The sequence below is a fragment of the Paraburkholderia sp. EG304 genome (genome assembly GCF_046543485.1).
Lineage (GTDB): Bacteria > Pseudomonadota > Gammaproteobacteria > Burkholderiales > Burkholderiaceae > Paraburkholderia > Paraburkholderia youngii.
In genome coordinates, this window is record NZ_JBKGUA010000002.1 from 172,880 (window position 1) to 189,357 (window position 16,478).

A 16,478-nucleotide genomic window follows, 5' to 3' on the forward strand; every position below is an offset into this window, starting at 1 on the left:
ATCATGTCTCACGCCGCATCACAGGCACGCGTCGCGCGCATCGCACGCGTCGACGCGGCGCGCGGAAACACCGGCAACGCGAGCAACGCGCACGCGCTCGCCACGCTCCACACCAGCGGCCATCCTCCGATGGACAGCAGCGCGGGAATCGCGAGCGGCGTCACGAACAGCGTGAGGAACACGCAGGTGTTGCCCATCGCGAGCGCGGTGCCCGCGCGGCGGGTACCGGCAAGGGACGCGAGTTCGGTGAACGCGACGCCGTGCCACGCCGACGCGCTAACTCCGCCGAACACGATCATCAGCGCGAACAGCGCAACCGCCCCGGCGCGATGCATGCCGACGAGCCCGGTCGCGAGCGCGAGCAGCACGAACAGCACGGCGGTCAATAGACTGCAGGCCCGCATATACGCGCGACGGTTGCCGCGCCGGTCGGTCCACGCGCCGCTCCAGACCCGCGCGACCGCGGCGCCGGTCTGCACCGCGGCCATCGTCACGCTGATCGCGAACACGCCGGCACGCCCGAAGTCGTGCAGAAACACCGTGCCGAACGTGATCACGGCAATCTGCGGCACGCACAGCGCGCCCGCGCCGAGCGCGACGCGCCAGATCGCAATGTCGCGCAATGGCGAACGCATCGGCAAAGGCGCGCCGGCGTTCGAAGCGTCTACGCCCCGCCCACTGGCCGCCCCTGCACCGGCCGTCGCAGCCGCCTGCGCGGGCTCGTGCAGCCAGCGCCACGCGAACCACGCGGTGATCGCGCATGCCAATGCCAGCACCGCATAGGCGCTCGCAAAACCGAAGTGCGAGGCGAGCACCGGCAGCACCAATGCGCCAAGTCCACCGCCCGCCGGCACGGCGGTTTGCCGGATGCTCATCGCGAGGCCACGCTCGCCTTCGCGAAACCACGCCATCACCGCTCGGCCGCTCGATCCGTTGACGCTGCCGCCCAGCAATCCGACCAGCAGCAGCCCGAGCGCGAGCGGGACGATGCCGGGCACCTGAGCGTCGCCCGGCGACACGAACAGCGCGAGACCGGCGAGCGCGGCCGCGGTCGACAGCAAGCCGAGCAGCAGCACGCGACGATCGCCCCAGCGGTCGGTCAACAGTCCCCACGGCAATTCGCTGACCGCAATGCCGAGCCCGAGCATGCCCAGCACGAGGCCGAGCCCGTGGTTGCCGAGGTGGTAGTCCGAGCGCAGGAACACCGCCGTCGTCGGAATTCCCGAAAATGCCGCCGAAAAGCTCGCGTTCGCGGCGAAGCCCATGCCCAGCACCTTCCAGCGATGCCGCGCGCCGCGCTGGCCGATGCCGCGCGACGCTGTCATAGATCCGTTTTCCATCCCACCCTCCGTGTGTATTCGGGGTATGCTACGGCTGGGCATTGCATCGGAAAAGCCGGAAATTTAGATCGTCTCCATCGGAAAAACCGAATCATGAGCCAGCGTGGTTTCGACCTTTCACAGTTGCGGACCTTCGTCGCCGTCGCTGAATCGGGCGGGGTGTCGGCGGGCGCCGAGCGCGTGTTCCTATCGCAGTCGTCGGTAAGCGAGCAGTTGAAGAAGCTCGAGGAGCGCGCCGGCCAGCCGCTCCTCGTGCGCCGCCGCCAGGGCGTGAGCCCGACACCCGCGGGCGAGCGCCTGCTCGAGCACGCGCGCCGCATCATCGCGATGAGCGAAGCGGCCTTCGACGACCTGCAAGGCCGCTCGCTCGACGGCGAACTGCGCATCGCGATCACCGATTACTACCGTCCGCACGACATCGCGCGCATCCTCAAGACGTTTTCGGAACAGCATCCGCGGGTGAAGCTGCACGTGACGGTGCTGCCGAGCGCGGTGATCGACAGCGGCGCGGACGATCACGCGTCGTTCGACATCGGTTTGTCGGCGCGGCTCGTCCTAGGCCAGCCGCGGGCACGCGGCGCCGGCGCCGGCGCCGGTGCCGGTGCCGGTGCCGGTGCCGGTGCCGGTGCCGGTGCCGGTGGCGCGAGCATCGTCGTGCGGCGCGAAAAGCTGCTATGGGCCAGTTGCGCCGATGCCCCCACCCGCCCCGCCGCGCCGTATCAACTAGTGCTGCTGCCGACGACCTGTCAGTTGCAGCGCTTCGTCGTCAAGCTGCTCGACGAACACAAGGTAGCGTACGTGGTGTCGCATTCGGCGTCGGGCGTCGCGGGGCTGCAACTCGCCTTGAAGGCGGGGCTCGGGATTTCCTGTCTGAACGAGTCGTCGCTCGGCGGCGGCGTGGTGGCGTGCGCGGCGAACATCGGCTTGCCGCCCCTGCCCGCCATCGAGTTTCATCTGCTGCCGGGGCGTACGGGCGAAAGCGAACTGGTCAGCAATGCACGTGATGCGCTCGTGCGGCTCTTCGCATGAAGCCCACCGGCATTCGCGCAAAACGTGAAACCACACGAATGAGACGCAGAGCCAGGCACAAATAAAATTCACAGCAAAATTTATGGATCGACATCAGCTAATCACATTCACCTGATGCATTGACATCGATAAACCGCAGCGCAACAAAATCCACCGCGCTGGGGCCGGCATCCGTGCCATTCCGTGATTATCGAAGCGCCTGTTTACCTTTGTATTCTCTATTGACGAGTCCGATAAATTGTTGCAGGCTGCTAACGGATATCACGCGCTTTTCAGCGCCTCATGCGTCGCTCATTGGAGCCCGAAAGTCGCCGTCCCAGGCGCATCCAGCGCGGATCATTGTCGCAGATCAAAGTTTTTGCCGGACAATTGCATCATCATTGCGCTTCTGTAGTTCGCGTTGCCGAACAAGCCCGTTCCGAATAGCGGTTAATAGCAGTCAATTAAAAGCAGCTAGTCCCGAGATGCGTCGTTTCCGGATTCATGAGTCAATCCGCACACTCGCGCCGGGTATATAAATCGAGCGATAAGAACGTTCCACGACGAGGCCCGGTGTGTATCGCAAAACTATCGGCTCTGCGGTCCTGTCCGTGCTGTGCGCGCTTCATGCGCTATGGAGCGGCGCGGCGTTAGCGGCCACCGACACGTCCGTCGCGATGCCACCATCGATGGACCAGCGCGTACGAGCCTGCACGTCGTGTCACGGCGAGCAGGGCCAGGGACGCAAAAACGACTACTTCCCGCGCATCGCCGGCAAGCCGGCCGAGTACCTGTTCAATCAGCTGATCGCGTTTCGCGACGGCGGCCGCACCTATCCGCCGATGGGCTATCTGCTAGCGTTCCTGCCCGACGACTACCTGCGTCAGATCAGCGAGTACTTCGCGGCCCTGCAGCCGCCCTATCCCGAATCCGAGCGCGCCGCCCTGTCGCCGAAGCTGCTTGCCGCCGGTGAAAAGCTCGTGACGCATGGCGACCCGGCGCGCGGCATACCGGCGTGCATCGCCTGTCACGGCGCGCGCATGACCGGCACGCAGCCGGGCATTCCGGGCCTGCTCGGCTTGCACGCGAGCTATATCGCCGGACAGATGGGCACGTGGCGCTCGGGCACCCGCCACGCGCTCGCGCCGGACTGCATGCGCACGATCGCGCTCAAGCTGAACGACAACGACATCGCCGCGGTATCGAACTGGCTCGCGCGCCAGCCGCGTCCCGCCGATCCCCGGCCCGCACCGGCATCCGCCGAGCGGCTACCCCTCGCTTGCGGGAGCCAACCGCAATGAAGCCGACACTCCGCCCGTCCGGTTGGCTGCGCCCGGCAGGCATGGCTAGCGTCCTTGCGATCGGCAGCTTCGCGCTCGCGTTGCTGGTCCATGGACCGCTCACGACGACGGCGCATGCCGCGACCGCGGCGCCCCAAGGCGCGGAAGCAACTACCACGGCTGGAACCAGTCCCGACACTCGCCCCGAGATCGTCAGACGCGGCGAATATCTTGCGCGCGCGGGCGACTGCATTGCGTGCCACACCGCGCCGCGCGGCCGGCTGTTCGCCGGCGGCCTCGCGATGGAAACGCCGTTCGGCACGCTGTACTCGCCGAACATCACGCCGGACCCGCAGTACGGCATCGGCACGTGGAGCGAGGAAGCGTTCTTCAAGATGATGCGCACCGGCCGCAAGCCGGACGGCGCGCCGATTTATCCGGCAATGCCGGTCGCCCAGTACACGAAAGTCACGCGCGAGGACTCGGACGCGATCTTCGCGTTCCTGAAGACCGTCGAGCCGGTGCGTCAGCCGAATCACCCGCACACGCTGCGCTTCCCGTTCAATCAGCGCGATCTGCTGTACGGCTGGCGCACGCTGTATTTCCACGAGGGCGAATTCAAGCCCGACCCGACCAAATCGGTCGAATGGAATCGCGGCGCGTATCTGGTCGAGGGGCTCGGGCACTGCACGATGTGCCACACGCGCATCAATATGCTGGGCGGTTCGTCGCCGCGCGAGCAGTTCGCGGGCGGGCTGATTCCGGTGCAGAACTGGTATGCGCCGTCGCTCACTTCGGACAAGGACGGCGGCCTCGGCGACTGGAGCATCCAGGACATCGTCGATCTGCTGCAGGCGGGGATCTCCAATCGTGGCGCCGTCTACGGCCCGATGGCCGAGGTCACTTATCACAGCCTGCAGCATCTGAGCGAGGAAGACATCCGCGCAATGGCCGTCTATCTGAAGTCGCTGCCCGACCAGGGCGGCCGCAAGACCGGCCCGAGCGCGAACCCGAACCCGAAGGTGTTCGCGCTCGGCAAGCAGATCTATGCGGACAAGTGCGCGATCTGCCACGGCGACCACGGCGAAGGACAGCTGCCGCACTACCCGCCTCTGGCGGGAAACCAGTCGATCGAAATGGACTCGGCCGTCAATCCGATCCGCATCGTGCTGAACGGCGGCTTCCCGCCGGGCACCAAACGCAATCCGCAGCCGTTCGGCATGCCGCCGTTCGGCCAGGAGCTGAACGACGCCGAAGCGGCCGCCGTCGTCACGTTCATCCGCACCGCGTGGGGCAATCACGGGCTGCCGGTGACGGCCCGCGAGGTCAACGAACTGCGCAAGGCGCCGCTGCATTGAGTCGCCGTCCCGAAAGGGCCACACCGAAGCGTCGCATAGGAGAACCATCGACATGAAAGCGAACGACCCGCCCAGCGCCGCTCCGCCGACCGACGACGAAGTCGAACACGTCGTCGCGTCCGGTCCGCGCGGCGCGATCGCGCTGGCCGGCGTCGCCACCGTCATCGTGATGCTGATTTGGTTCGCCTTCTACTTTTTCGCGTTTCTGCCGCGCGGCATCATCCACTGACCATGTCGACCGACTCCTCACATCAACCCGGAAGCGGCCACGCGGTCGCACTGCGCGCCGAGCGGCGCTGGGCGATCTTCGCGGTCGCGCTGATCGTGCTGATGCTCGCCGTGATCGTGTTCGTGGGCGTGCATTGGTCGATGATGCCGCCGTCGCGCGTCGAGACGATCGATCCGTCGCGCCTGCAGCTATCCGGCGAATTCGCCGAAGACAACCTAGGCAGCGCGGTGCAGCCGGACGGCTCGGTGATCGTGCGCTTCGTCGCGCAGCAGTACTCGTTCACGCCGCAATGTCTGCTGGTGCCCGCCGATACGCCGATCACGATCCGCACCACCAGCGCCGACGTCGTGCACGGCCTGCTCGTCACCGACACCAACATCAACACGATGATCGTGCCCGGCTACGTCGCGACGCTGAACACGCAGTTCGACCATCCCGCCGATCACGCGATGCCGTGCCACGAATTCTGCGGCTTCGGCCATCAGACCATGTGGGCGCACGTGAAGGTGATCGACAAAGCCGCCTTCTTCGAGCAGGCACGACAATCACGGAGACTGAGCTGTGTTCCACGCTAAGCGACTCGTACTCGCGCATTTCTGGCTCGCCTTCATCACGTTCGCGATCGCGCTCTGCCTCGGCGCATGGCAGATGCTGGTGCGCAGTCCCCTGTTGCCGTGGATCGGCGATCCTGAGCTGTACTACCGTTCGGTCACCGCGCACGGCACCGTGATGGCCTACGTGATGCCGACGCTGGTCGCGATGGCCTTCGGCTACGCGATCGTCGAACTCTCGCTCGGGCAGCGCCTCGTCGGCCTCAAATGGGCGTGGGCCGCGCTCATCATGCTGCTGGTCGGCGCGGTGATGGCGATGGTGCCGGTCGCGCTCGGCCGCGCCTCAGTGCTCTACACGTTCTATCCGCCGATGATCGGCAGCCCGTTCTACTACCTCGGCGTCGTGCTGGTAGTGGTCGGCTCGTGGATCTGGGTCGCGCTGATGCATGTGAACCTGCGCATCTGGAAGCGTGCGAACCCGGGCAAACCCGTGCCGCTCGCGATGTTCGCGAACGTCGCGGGCGCGTACCTGTGGGCCTGGACCGCGGTCGGCGCGGCGCTCGAAATCCTGTTCCAGATCCTGCCGGTCGCGCTAGGCTTCGCCCATACGATCGACGCCGGCCTCGCCCGCGTGCTGTTCTCGTGGACGCTGCACGCGATCGTCTACTTCTGGCTGTTTCCGGCTTACATCGCGTTCTACACGCTGGTGCCACGCTCGATCGGCGGACGGCTCTACAGCGACTCGATGGCGCGGGTGTCGTTCATCCTGTTCCTCGTGTTCGCGATGCCGATCGGCATCCATCACCTGTTCGTCGACCCGCAAGTCGGCGCTGGCTTCAAGTTCGTGCACGCGGTGTTCACCGGCATGGTGTCGGTGCCGACGCTGCTGACCGTGTTCACGATCTGCGCGTCGGTGGAAATCGCCGGTCGGCTGCGCGGCGGCAAGGGCGCGCTCGGCTGGCTGACCGCGTTGCCGTGGAGCAACCCGATCATGCTGGCGGTCGCGTTCTCGTTCGTGATGCTCGGCTTCGGCGGCGCGGGCGGCCTCATCAACATGAGCTATCAGTTGAACTCGACCGTGCACAACACGCAGTGGGTGACCGGCCACTTCCACCTGATTTTCGGCGGCGCGATCGTCATCATGTACTTCGTGATCGCATACGAACTGTGGCCGCATCTGACCGGCCGCGCGATCGTGTCGGTGAAACTGATGCGTACGCAATTGTGGCTGTGGTTCATCGGCATGATGGTGGTCACGATACCGTGGCATTGGGTCGGCCTGCTCGGCGCGCCGCGCCGCATGGCCTATTACGACTACGCGATGCCCGGCGTGCAGGGACAGGGCGTGTGGGTCGTCATGTCGGCGGTGGGCGGCCTGATCCTGCTGGTGTCCGGCCTGCAGTTCGTTTATATCCTCGCGAAATCGCAGTTCGGCCCCGTGGAAGAACCGCCGGCGTTCCGTTTCGCGGTCGCGGCGCACCCGGTCGAGCGCGTGCCGGTCGCGCTCAACGGCTTCGGCCTGTGGGTCGCGCTGATGATCGGGCTCACGGTCGTCAACTACAGCTTCCCGATCGTCCAGTTGCTCAAACTGCCGCAGACTTCGGTGCCGGCAGTCGTCGTCGGAGCGCCGCGATGAACGAAGAACGCCTGTTCACCCTGCGCAATCCGTGGTTCGTCTGGAGCGTCGGCGGCACGGTTGCGATCGCGATCGTCGCGATCCTGATCGGCTTCGTATGGCTGCCGTCGGCGAGCACCGCATTCGGCGACCTCAGCCTGTGGGCGCGGATTTGCGGCGCCGCCGGCGTGCCGTCGAGCTGGTACAGCGGCAACGAGAAGAGCCAGGTGCCGAGCGACGTCGTCGTATTGCCGCCTTCGGGCGCGAATCACCCGTTGGCGGATTCGATCGGCCGCGGCGCGACGCTTGCGAATCAGCACTGCTCGATGTGCCACGGCGTGCTCGCTACCGTGCAGGTCACCGCGCCGCCGCTAGCCGGACAGTACGCCGACGCGATCTACAAGGAACTGCGCGACTTTCAGAGCGGCCAGCGGCCAAGCGCGGTCATGCAGGCGATCATCGCCGGACGCAGCGACCAGGATCTGCACGATCTGGCCGCCTACTACGCGTCGCTCCCGCTCGCTCCGGCGGCCGAGAAAACCCGGGCCGGCGAAGGCCCCGATCCGATTGCTGTCAGGCTCGTGATGCAGGGCGATCCGCAGCGCAATATCGCGCCGTGCGCGGCGTGCCATGGCCAGCTCGATCGCAAGGGCGCGGCACCGTGGCTCGGCGGACTGTCGGCGGCTTATCTGACCGCGCAGTTGCAGGCGTTCGCTTCGGGCGCTCGGGCCAACGACATCAACGAGCAGATGCGCAACGTCGCGCGGCAGATGACGCCCGAGGAAATGGACGCCGCGGCGAGGTATTACGCGGCCATGCAGTAGTGGGAAGGTGGGAAGTCGCGCGGTGACGCAGCGCAGTGGCTCGCGTCACGCCGTGAGCTATTCGCTATCGCAACCGGGCTCGTGATGCAGGCCCATCCGCAACGCAATATCGGACCGTGCGCCGCGCGTCACGGCCAACTCGATCTCAAGATCCCGGCGCCGTGGCTCGGCGACAATCAACGGCTTATCTGACCGCGCAGATGCAGGCGTTCGCTAAGGGCGCGGCGCAACAACATCAACTAGCAGATGTGCAACCTCGCACCGCCGATGGCGCTCGAGGAAGTCGACGCCGTGGTGAGGTATTACGTAGCCATCCAATAGAGAGACTGGATAAGTTGCGCGGTGATCCCGCGCAACGGTTCGCATCACGCCGCGACGAACTCGCTATCCAGGCTGCGCTCGCGGACAACTCCGGCCCGCTTCGCGCCCGGCGCCGCAACACCGCCGCGCGACTCGCTGCCGGTCTGGAACACCGCCACCGCCGCCGACAGGCGCCGTGCCTGATCTTCCAGCGAACTCGCCGCCGCGGCCGCCTGCTCGACGAGCGCCGCGTTCTGCTGCGTGACCTCGTCCATCTGACCGACCGCGCGATTGACCTGATCGATGCCGGTGCTCTGTTCGAGCGCCGCCGCCGCGATCTCGTTCATGATCGAACTGACGCGCGCGATCGCGCCGACGATGTCGTTCATCGTCGTACCCGAGCGTTCGACGAGCTGCGAGCCCTGCTCCACGCGCGCGGTAGACGCATCGATCAAGCCCTTGATCTCCTTGGCCGCCGCCGCACTGCGCTGGGCGAGCGAGCGCACTTCGCTCGCGACGACCGCGAAGCCGCGTCCCTGCTCGCCGGCGCGCGCCGCCTCGACCGCGGCGTTCAGCGCGAGGATGTTGGTCTGAAACGCAATCCCCTCAATCACACCGACGATATCGGCAATCTGTCGCGAATCGTCGACGATGCCGTGCATCGTGCCGACCACCTTGTCGGTCAACTCGCCACCCTGCGCGGCCAGCGTCGAGGCGCCCTGCGCGAGCGTGCTCGCCTGCTTCGCGTTGTCGGCCGTCTGTTTGACCGTCGAGGTCAGCTCTTCGATGCTCGCGGCCGTTTCCTCGAGCGCCGCGGCTTGCTCCTCGGTACGTTGCGACAGATCGGCGTTGCCCGCTGCGATCTCGCTGACGCCGGTATCGATCGATTCGGTGCCTTGACGAACCGCGTTGACGGTCGCGATCAGCGACTCCTGCATCTTGCGCAGCGCAGCGGCGAGACGACCCATTTCGTTGTCGCCGAGCACTTCGACGCGGCCGCTCAGGTCGCCATTGGCGATGCGCTGGAACTGCGCGATCGTCGCATCGACCGGCGTGACGATCGCGCGCACGAGCACGAAGCGGGCGAGCAAGCCGCCGACCAGCGACAGCGCAATGCCGATCGCCACCGCGGTGCTGATCGCGTAGAACAGGTCCTGAGCATCCTTATAGCGCTGGGCGCCATGATCGAGCTGCAACTGCTCGAGCGCGAGCATTGCCTTCTCGTACGCGCTGTACAGCGATGGCAGCTTATGCGCCTGCAATTGCTGGAAGGCGTTGGTGTCGCTCGACCTCAGCGCGGCGAGCGTCGGATCGACGCCATCGCGCAGAAACGCGTCGCGTTTTTGCTGCATGTCGGCGATCAGACGCTGCTCATCGGCATCCGTGCCCGCATGGCTCAAATAGTGGGCAAGCCGCTCGTCGGAGGCTTTGCGGTACTGATCGAAGCGCTTGAGCACCGCGCTCGCGCCGTCCTGATCGTTCAGCGCGACGAGCGACGCGTAGGTCGCAAGCGCCAGACGCAGCCGCAGCAGCTGGCCGGAGCTGCCTTCGAGGTCGGCGACGGCGGGCGTGTCGACCGTGTACATCTGCTGCAGCGACGCGTTCGACGAGCGCAGCGACAACAATCCCGCGGCCGCGCCGAGCAGCAGCACGATGCCGAAGAACACGATCATCAGGGTGAGGCTGGTGCGAATCGACAGCTTTTTCAACATCGGACTGGTCTCCTTGGGCTGCCCGGCCGATGGTTCCGTATCGTTGACGATAGCTGCATGGCCACGCAGGCTGCGCCCACGCCGTTCGGCCCGGTCCGCAACTTGTCTGAAAATTAAGCAAACAGCACATTGAGGACAACGGCGCATCGGTGGAAAACTTTATGGTTGATCGCTCGCCCCGCTTGCGTTACATCAATGGAGTCTCGAAGCCCGTTTGCTGCAGCCCTTCTGTCGAAGCCCCTTCCTGCCCGGAGCGCGCCTATGTCGGAAATCGGTTCGGCCGTACTCGTGTTCGCGCTGCTGCTGATCGCCACCGGCCTCGGCGTCGGGGTGCGGCCGCTGCTGCCGGAGGAGCACAAGGCGCACGAGACCGTACAGCTGGTGCAGCTCGTGATCGGCATGCTGGTGACGTTCGCCGCGCTGGTGCTGGGTTTGATGACGGCATCGGCGAAATCGAGCTTCGACACCGCGTCGAACGATCTGCGCACCTATGCGGCCGAACTGATCGAATTCGACACGACGCTGCGCGAGCTCGGCAGCGCGGCCGACGGGTCGCGACGCCTGTTGCGCCAGTACACAGCGGCGGCGATCGCGTCGACGTGGCCGCGCGAGCCCACGCCGAGCGGCGACTACCCGCGCGATCTCGGTTCGCCCGACAGTTCGCAGCAACTCGAAAACGTGCGTCTGGGCGACATGCTGACCACGGTGGGGCGGCAATTGCGACAACTGCGCACGCAGGATGCGTTGCAGCAACGCGCGCTCGATGACGCGCTGATTCAGTACCGCCGCGTCATCGACGCGCGCTGGAAGATCATCGAGGAAGCGCACAGCTCGATTTCGCAGCCGTTCTTCAAGACGCTGACGTTCTGGCTAGGCGTGATCTTTCTGAGCTTCGGGTTGATCGCGCCGCGCAATGCGTTGGCGCTGGTGACGATCACGCTGGGAGCGGTGTCGATTGCTTCGGCCGTTTATGTGATCGTCGATCTGGATACGCCGTTCACCGGGCCGATCGTGATTTCGAGTCTGCCGTTGCGGGATGCACTGGAGCATTTGAGCCGGTGATTTTCGGCGGAAAGGCTCCGTGCGCGCGTGTGACGTAAAAAATGCCGCCAAATAGAAAGGCCCGCTTTCCTCGCAGAAAGCGGGCCTTTCTCGTTGTATCGATCAGCGGGACGCTGGTCGGGTCGGCATGGAGCCGGAACGGTCAGAACGGAATATCGTCGTCCATCTCGTCGAAGCCGCCACCAGCCGGCGCGCTCGGACGGCTCGCGCCGCCACCGCCGCTGCCGCCGCGCGAGCCGCCGCCCGACGACATGCCGCGGCCACCACCGCCGCCGCTACGCTCCGACGGCTCGCCACGGCTATAACCGCCTTCGTCGCCGCCACCCATCGATGCGCCGCCACGGCCGCCGAGCATCTGCATTTGTTCCGCGACGATTTCGGTCGAGTAACGATCGGTACCGTCCTGGGCTTGCCACTTACGCGTGCGGATGCGCCCTTCGAGGTACACCGACGAGCCCTTCTTCAGATATTCCGCCACGATTTCCGCGAGGCGGCCGAAGAACGCGACGCGGTGCCACTCGGTGGCTTCCTTCATCTCGCCCGACGCCTTGTCCTTGTAGCGGTCCGTCGTCGCAAGGCGGATGTTCGCCACTGCGTCGCCGCTCGGAAGATAGCGAACTTCCGGGTCGGCGCCGAGGTTGCCGACCAGAATGACCTTGTTCACGGATGCCATGAATTTCTCCTGTTGATTCCTGTTGCAGGCGGCGCGGCACTACGCGGTTCGCGTCTCATGGCCGGCAGGCCCGAGACCAGAAGAGCGCCTCTGCCCGCCGCCGGGTGAGTTCTGGATGATTCGGGAAGTGCCCCGAGTACGCTGCGTTATGCCTTGCGCGGCGGCTGTTTCATCTTTGCGGCGATTATAAGCCAGCAAAATACCAGCCCGGAGCAGGCGAAGAAAACCGCGCTCTGGCCGTTCATCTTCAGCAGCCAGCCGCCGACCATCCCGCCCAGCGCAAGACCGATCGACTGCGTGGTGTTGTACACGCCGGCCGCGGCTCCCTTGCGGGTACCGGGCGCGAGCTTCGACACCAGCGAAGGCTGCGAGGCTTCGAGAATATTGAAGCCGAGGAAGTACACGAACAGGATCGCCGCCACACTTAGAATCGTATGCGGAGCAACGCCCAATAACAACTGGCCGATCAGGATAAGGGCGATCGCCGACAACAGCACGATCTTCATCTTGCCGCGCTTCTCGGCGGCGATGATCGCCGGCACCATCATCACGAACGACAGCCCCATCACCGGCAGATACACCTTCCAGTGCGACGCGACCGGCAGCCCGCCTGCTTCGAGAATGCGCGGGACGACGAGGAACAGCGCGGTTTGCGTCGCGTGCAGCACGAGCACGCCGAAATTCAAGCGCAGCAGCTCGACGTTGTGGAGCACTTCGGCGAACGGCGCGCGCACGTGCACCGGCTTCGGCGCATCGGGCACGACCCACAGCACCACCCCAATCGCGAGGATCGCGAACACGCCGACCAGCGTGAAGAGTCCGCTCATGCCGAGCCAATGGAACACGATCGGCGCGCCGACGATCGCGACCGCGAACGACACACCGATGCTGCCGCCGACCATCGCCATCGCCTTCGTGCGATGTTCCTCCGCGGTCAGATCGGCGATGAAAGCAATCACCGCCGACGACACCGCGCCCATCCCCTGAATCACCCGGCCGACGATGATCCACGTCATGTCGTGCGCGGCCGCCGCGACGAAGCTGCCGATCGCGAAGATCAGCAGGCCCGTCGCGATCACCGGCTTGCGGCCGATCTTGTCGGAGATCCAGCCGTAGAAGATGTAGAGCATCGACTGCGTGACGCCGTACGCGCCGAGCGCGATGCCGACGAGCAGCACGTTCTCGCCACCCGGGATGGTCTTCGCGTAGATCGAGAACACCGGCATGATCATGAAGAGACCCAGCATGCGCAGCGCGAAGATGGCGGCAAGCGACACGGTCGCGCGCAATTCGGGCGCGCTCATGCGTGTGGAGATGGCGGACGGATTGGACATCGAAGCGTTGTTTGAATGAACCGGGCGGCGAGCCCGTGGCGACAGCCTCGAGCGCCAGCACAGTGGAGCAGGACGAACAGGCGGGCGGCTAGCTCCGGCATATCGGCAGGTCCGCGCCGAGGAGACGTCGCAAAGCGACGCGCAAAGCCCGTGCCCTACCGTCCCCGCCGATGCTCGCGGCATCTTGTACTCGCGGAAAACGGCCCCAGCTACGCCTCTTTCCCGCTGTCAGCACGCCGTAACGGCGGTCTGGAAAAGTCGTTATAGTAGCAGGTTTGGCCTCTTTCCCTTTCCGCAGTTCATGGAATAAATCCGTGGAACAAATCCGTATTCGTGGGGCTCGCACCCACAACCTGAAGAACGTCAATCTCGACCTACCGCGTCACAAGCTCGTCGTTATCACGGGGCTTTCGGGCTCCGGCAAATCGTCGCTGGCGTTCGATACGCTGTACGCGGAAGGGCAGCGGCGCTACGTCGAAAGTCTGTCCGCCTATGCACGGCAGTTCCTGCAACTGATGGAAAAGCCCGACGTCGACCTGATCGAAGGGTTGTCGCCGGCTATCTCGATCGAACAGAAGGCGACCTCGCACAATCCGCGCTCGACGGTCGGCACCGTCACCGAAATCCACGATTATCTGCGTCTGCTGTTCGCGCGCGTCGGCACGCCCTACTGCCCCGATCACGAAATTCCGCTCGAAGCGCAAAGCGTGTCCCAGATGGTCGACGCGGCGCTCGCACTGCCTGAAGAAACGCGCGTGATGATCCTCGCGCCCGTCGTCAGCGATCGCAAGGGCGAGCACACCGATCTGTTCGAGGACATGCAGGCGCAAGGCTTCGTGCGCTTTCGCGTGCGCTCGGGCGGCGGCACCGCCAACGAAGGCAGCGCGAAAATCTACGAAGTCGACTCGCTGCCGAAGCTGAAGAAAAACGACAAGCACACGATCGACGTCGTGATCGACCGTTTGCGCGTGCGTCCCGACATGAAGCAGCGTCTCGCCGAATCGTTCGAAACGGCGCTGCGTCTCGCCGATGGCCGCGCGATCGCGCTCGAAATGGACACGGACAAGGAGCACCTGTTCAGCTCGAAGTTCGCCTGCCCGATCTGCTCGTATTCGCTGCAGGAACTCGAGCCGCGGCTGTTCTCGTTCAACAACCCGATGGGTGCGTGCCCCGAGTGCGACGGCCTCGGCCAGATCACGTTCTTCGATCCGAAGCGGGTGGTCGCGCATCCGTCGCTGTCGCTCGCGGCGGGGGCCGTCAAAGGTTGGGACCGGCGCAACCAGTTCTACTTCCAGATGCTGCAGAGCCTCGCGGCGTTCTACGACTTCGACATCGACACCGCATTCGAGGACCTGCCGGAAAAAGTCCGCAAGATCTTGCTGTACGGTTCGGGCAAGCAGGAGATTCCGTTCTCGTACATCAACGAGCGCGGCCGCACGTCGGTGCGCGAGCACGTGTTCGAAGGAATCATCCCGAATCTGGAGCGGCGCTACCGCGAAACCGATTCGTCCGCGGTACGCGAAGAACTCGCCAAGTATCAGAACAACCAGCCGTGCCCGGCGTGCGCGGGCACCCGGCTGCGTCGCGAGGCGCGGTTCGTGCGCATCGGCGCCGACAGCGACGCGCGCGGCATCTTCGAGATCAGCGGCTGGCCGTTGCGCGATGCGCTCGGCTACTTCCAGACGCTGCGCCTCGAAGGCTCGAAGCGCGAGATTGCCGACAAGGTCGTGAAGGAAATCGTCGCGCGACTGATGTTCCTGAACAACGTCGGGCTCGATTACCTGTCGCTCGAGCGCAGCGCGGAAACGCTGTCGGGCGGTGAAGCGCAGCGCATTCGCCTCGCCTCGCAGATCGGCTCGGGGCTGACCGGCGTGATGTACGTGCTCGATGAACCGTCGATCGGCCTGCATCAGCGCGACAACGACCGGCTGATCTCGACGCTCAAGCATCTGCGCGACCTCGGCAACTCGGTGATCGTCGTCGAGCACGACGAGGACATGATCCGCATGGCCGACTACGTGGTCGACATGGGCCCGGGTGCCGGCGAACATGGCGGCATGGTGATCGCAGAGGGCACGCCCAAAGAGATACAGAAGAACGCGGCGTCGCTGACGGGCCAGTACATGTCGGGCGCGCGCACGATCGAATACCCGGACGAGCGCAAGGAACCCGACGAGCGGCACCTGCGCATCGTCGAAGCGTACGGCAACAATCTGCACAACGTGACGCTCGATCTGCCAGTCGGTTTGCTGACCTGCGTGACCGGCGTGTCCGGCTCGGGCAAGTCGACGCTGATCAACGACACGCTGTATCAGGCGGTCGCGCATCATCTGTACGGCTCGGCCACGGAGCCGGCGCCGTACGAGTCGATCGAGGGCCTCGAACACTTCGACAAGGTGATCAACGTCGACCAGTCGCCGATCGGCCGCACGCCGCGCTCGAATCCGGCAACCTACACCGGCCTGTTCACGCCGATCCGCGAGCTGTTCGCGGGCGTGCCGGCCGCCAAGGAGCGCGGCTACGATCCGGGCCGCTTCTCGTTCAACGTCAAGGGCGGGCGCTGCGAATCGTGCCAGGGCGACGGCGTGCTGAAGGTCGAAATGCACTTCCTGCCCGACGTGTACGTGCCGTGCGACGTCTGCCACGGCAAGCGTTACAACCGCGAAACGCTCGACATCGAGTACAAAGGCAGCAACATCAGCGAAGTGCTCGACATGACGGTCGAGCACGCGTACGAGTTCTTCAAGGCCGTGCCGGTCGTCGCGCGCAAGCTGAAAACCCTGCTGGACGTCGGTCTCGGCTATATTCGCCTTGGGCAGTCGGCCACCACACTGTCGGGCGGCGAGGCACAGCGGGTGAAACTGTCGCTGGAACTGAGCAAACGCGATACCGGTCGCACACTATACATCCTTGACGAACCGACCACCGGCCTGCACTTTCACGATATCGCGCTGTTGCTGGAAGTCATACACCGGTTACGTGACCAGGGTAATACCGTCGTGATCATCGAACATAATCTCGATGTAATCAAAACCGCGGACTGGGTCATCGATCTTGGCCCCGAAGGCGGCGCCGGCGGCGGGCAGATCATCGCCCAAGGCACGCCCGAGCAAGTTGCGAAGTCGAAGGCCAGTTTTACCGGAAAATATCTGGCGCCGCTGCTCAAGCGCGCCGCCAGTACAAAATAACGCT

The 16,478-nt window shown here is 65.1% G+C and carries 13 protein-coding genes; 9 read left to right on the top strand and 4 right to left on the bottom strand.

Annotated features, from left to right (window positions below; translation table 11 throughout):
• Positions 1-8: 8 nt before the first annotated feature.
• A complete protein-coding gene (locus tag ACLFKU_RS03390; protein WP_410848168.1) occupies positions 9-1,340 on the bottom strand; it encodes an MFS transporter in 1,332 nt (443 codons plus the stop codon).
• A gap of 93 nt (positions 1,341-1,433) precedes the next feature.
• Here ACLFKU_RS03390 and ACLFKU_RS03395 point away from each other — a divergent pair, with 93 nt between their 5' ends.
• From ACLFKU_RS03395 to ACLFKU_RS03425, 7 genes are all read left to right on the top strand, one after another.
• Positions 1,434-2,369: a LysR family transcriptional regulator gene (locus ACLFKU_RS03395; protein ID WP_410848169.1), complete on the top strand. Its 936-nt coding sequence runs from the start codon at positions 1,434-1,436 to the stop codon at positions 2,367-2,369.
• 554 nt (positions 2,370-2,923) lie between these two features.
• Positions 2,924-3,649: a c-type cytochrome gene (locus tag ACLFKU_RS03400; protein ID WP_368584451.1), complete on the top strand. Its 726-nt coding sequence runs from the start codon at positions 2,924-2,926 to the stop codon at positions 3,647-3,649.
• On the top strand, positions 3,646-4,986 hold the full coding sequence (locus ACLFKU_RS03405; protein ID WP_410848170.1) for a c-type cytochrome: 1,341 nt from the start codon (positions 3,646-3,648) through the stop codon (positions 4,984-4,986). Before ACLFKU_RS03400 ends, ACLFKU_RS03405 begins: the two co-directional genes overlap by 4 nt.
• Positions 4,987-5,038: 52 nt before the next feature.
• The gene (locus ACLFKU_RS03410; RefSeq protein WP_410848171.1) at positions 5,039-5,215 is read left to right on the top strand and encodes a hypothetical protein; all 177 of its coding nucleotides are present in this window, start codon (positions 5,039-5,041) and stop codon (positions 5,213-5,215) included.
• A gap of 2 nt (positions 5,216-5,217) precedes the next feature.
• Positions 5,218-5,790, top strand: coding sequence for a cytochrome C oxidase subunit II (locus tag ACLFKU_RS03415; protein ID WP_410848172.1), 573 nt, complete (start codon positions 5,218-5,220; stop codon positions 5,788-5,790).
• Complete coding sequence (locus ACLFKU_RS03420) at positions 5,777-7,402, top strand: b(o/a)3-type cytochrome-c oxidase subunit 1 (RefSeq protein WP_368584446.1); 1,626 nt, start codon at positions 5,777-5,779, stop codon at positions 7,400-7,402. The genes ACLFKU_RS03415 and ACLFKU_RS03420 overlap by 14 nt, the downstream gene beginning before the upstream one ends.
• Positions 7,399-8,205, top strand: a complete 807-nt coding sequence (locus ACLFKU_RS03425) for a c-type cytochrome (RefSeq protein ID WP_368584445.1) — start codon at positions 7,399-7,401, stop codon at positions 8,203-8,205. Before ACLFKU_RS03420 ends, ACLFKU_RS03425 begins: the two co-directional genes overlap by 4 nt.
• A gap of 365 nt (positions 8,206-8,570) precedes the next feature.
• Here the strand turns inward: ACLFKU_RS03425 and ACLFKU_RS03430 are convergent, their stop codons facing one another.
• Positions 8,571-10,217 (bottom strand): methyl-accepting chemotaxis protein, encoded by a 1,647-nt coding sequence (locus ACLFKU_RS03430; protein ID WP_410848173.1) that lies wholly within the window; start codon positions 10,215-10,217, stop codon positions 8,571-8,573.
• A gap of 261 nt (positions 10,218-10,478) precedes the next feature.
• Between ACLFKU_RS03430 and ACLFKU_RS03435 the strand changes: the two genes are divergently transcribed.
• A complete protein-coding gene (locus ACLFKU_RS03435; RefSeq protein ID WP_410848174.1) occupies positions 10,479-11,279 on the top strand; it encodes a hypothetical protein in 801 nt (266 codons plus the stop codon).
• Between the two features lie 142 nt (positions 11,280-11,421).
• On the opposite strand, the gene ACLFKU_RS03440 is transcribed toward ACLFKU_RS03435, so the two are convergent.
• Together ACLFKU_RS03440 and ACLFKU_RS03445 are read right to left on the bottom strand one after the other, a co-directional pair.
• A complete protein-coding gene (locus tag ACLFKU_RS03440) occupies positions 11,422-11,952 on the bottom strand; it encodes a single-stranded DNA-binding protein (RefSeq protein WP_152851823.1) in 531 nt (176 codons plus the stop codon).
• Between the two features lie 146 nt (positions 11,953-12,098).
• Entirely contained in the window at positions 12,099-13,286 is a 1,188-nt protein-coding gene (locus ACLFKU_RS03445; RefSeq protein ID WP_368584440.1) for an MFS transporter, read from the bottom strand.
• Positions 13,287-13,600: 314 nt separating this feature from the next.
• On the opposite strand from ACLFKU_RS03445, the gene uvrA reads away from it, so the two are divergent.
• Positions 13,601-16,474 carry an excinuclease ABC subunit UvrA gene (gene uvrA, locus ACLFKU_RS03450; RefSeq protein WP_410848175.1) on the top strand — a complete coding sequence of 958 codons (2,874 nt, stop codon included), beginning with the start codon at positions 13,601-13,603 and terminating at the stop codon, positions 16,472-16,474.
• The last annotated feature ends 4 nt before the right edge of the window (positions 16,475-16,478 follow it).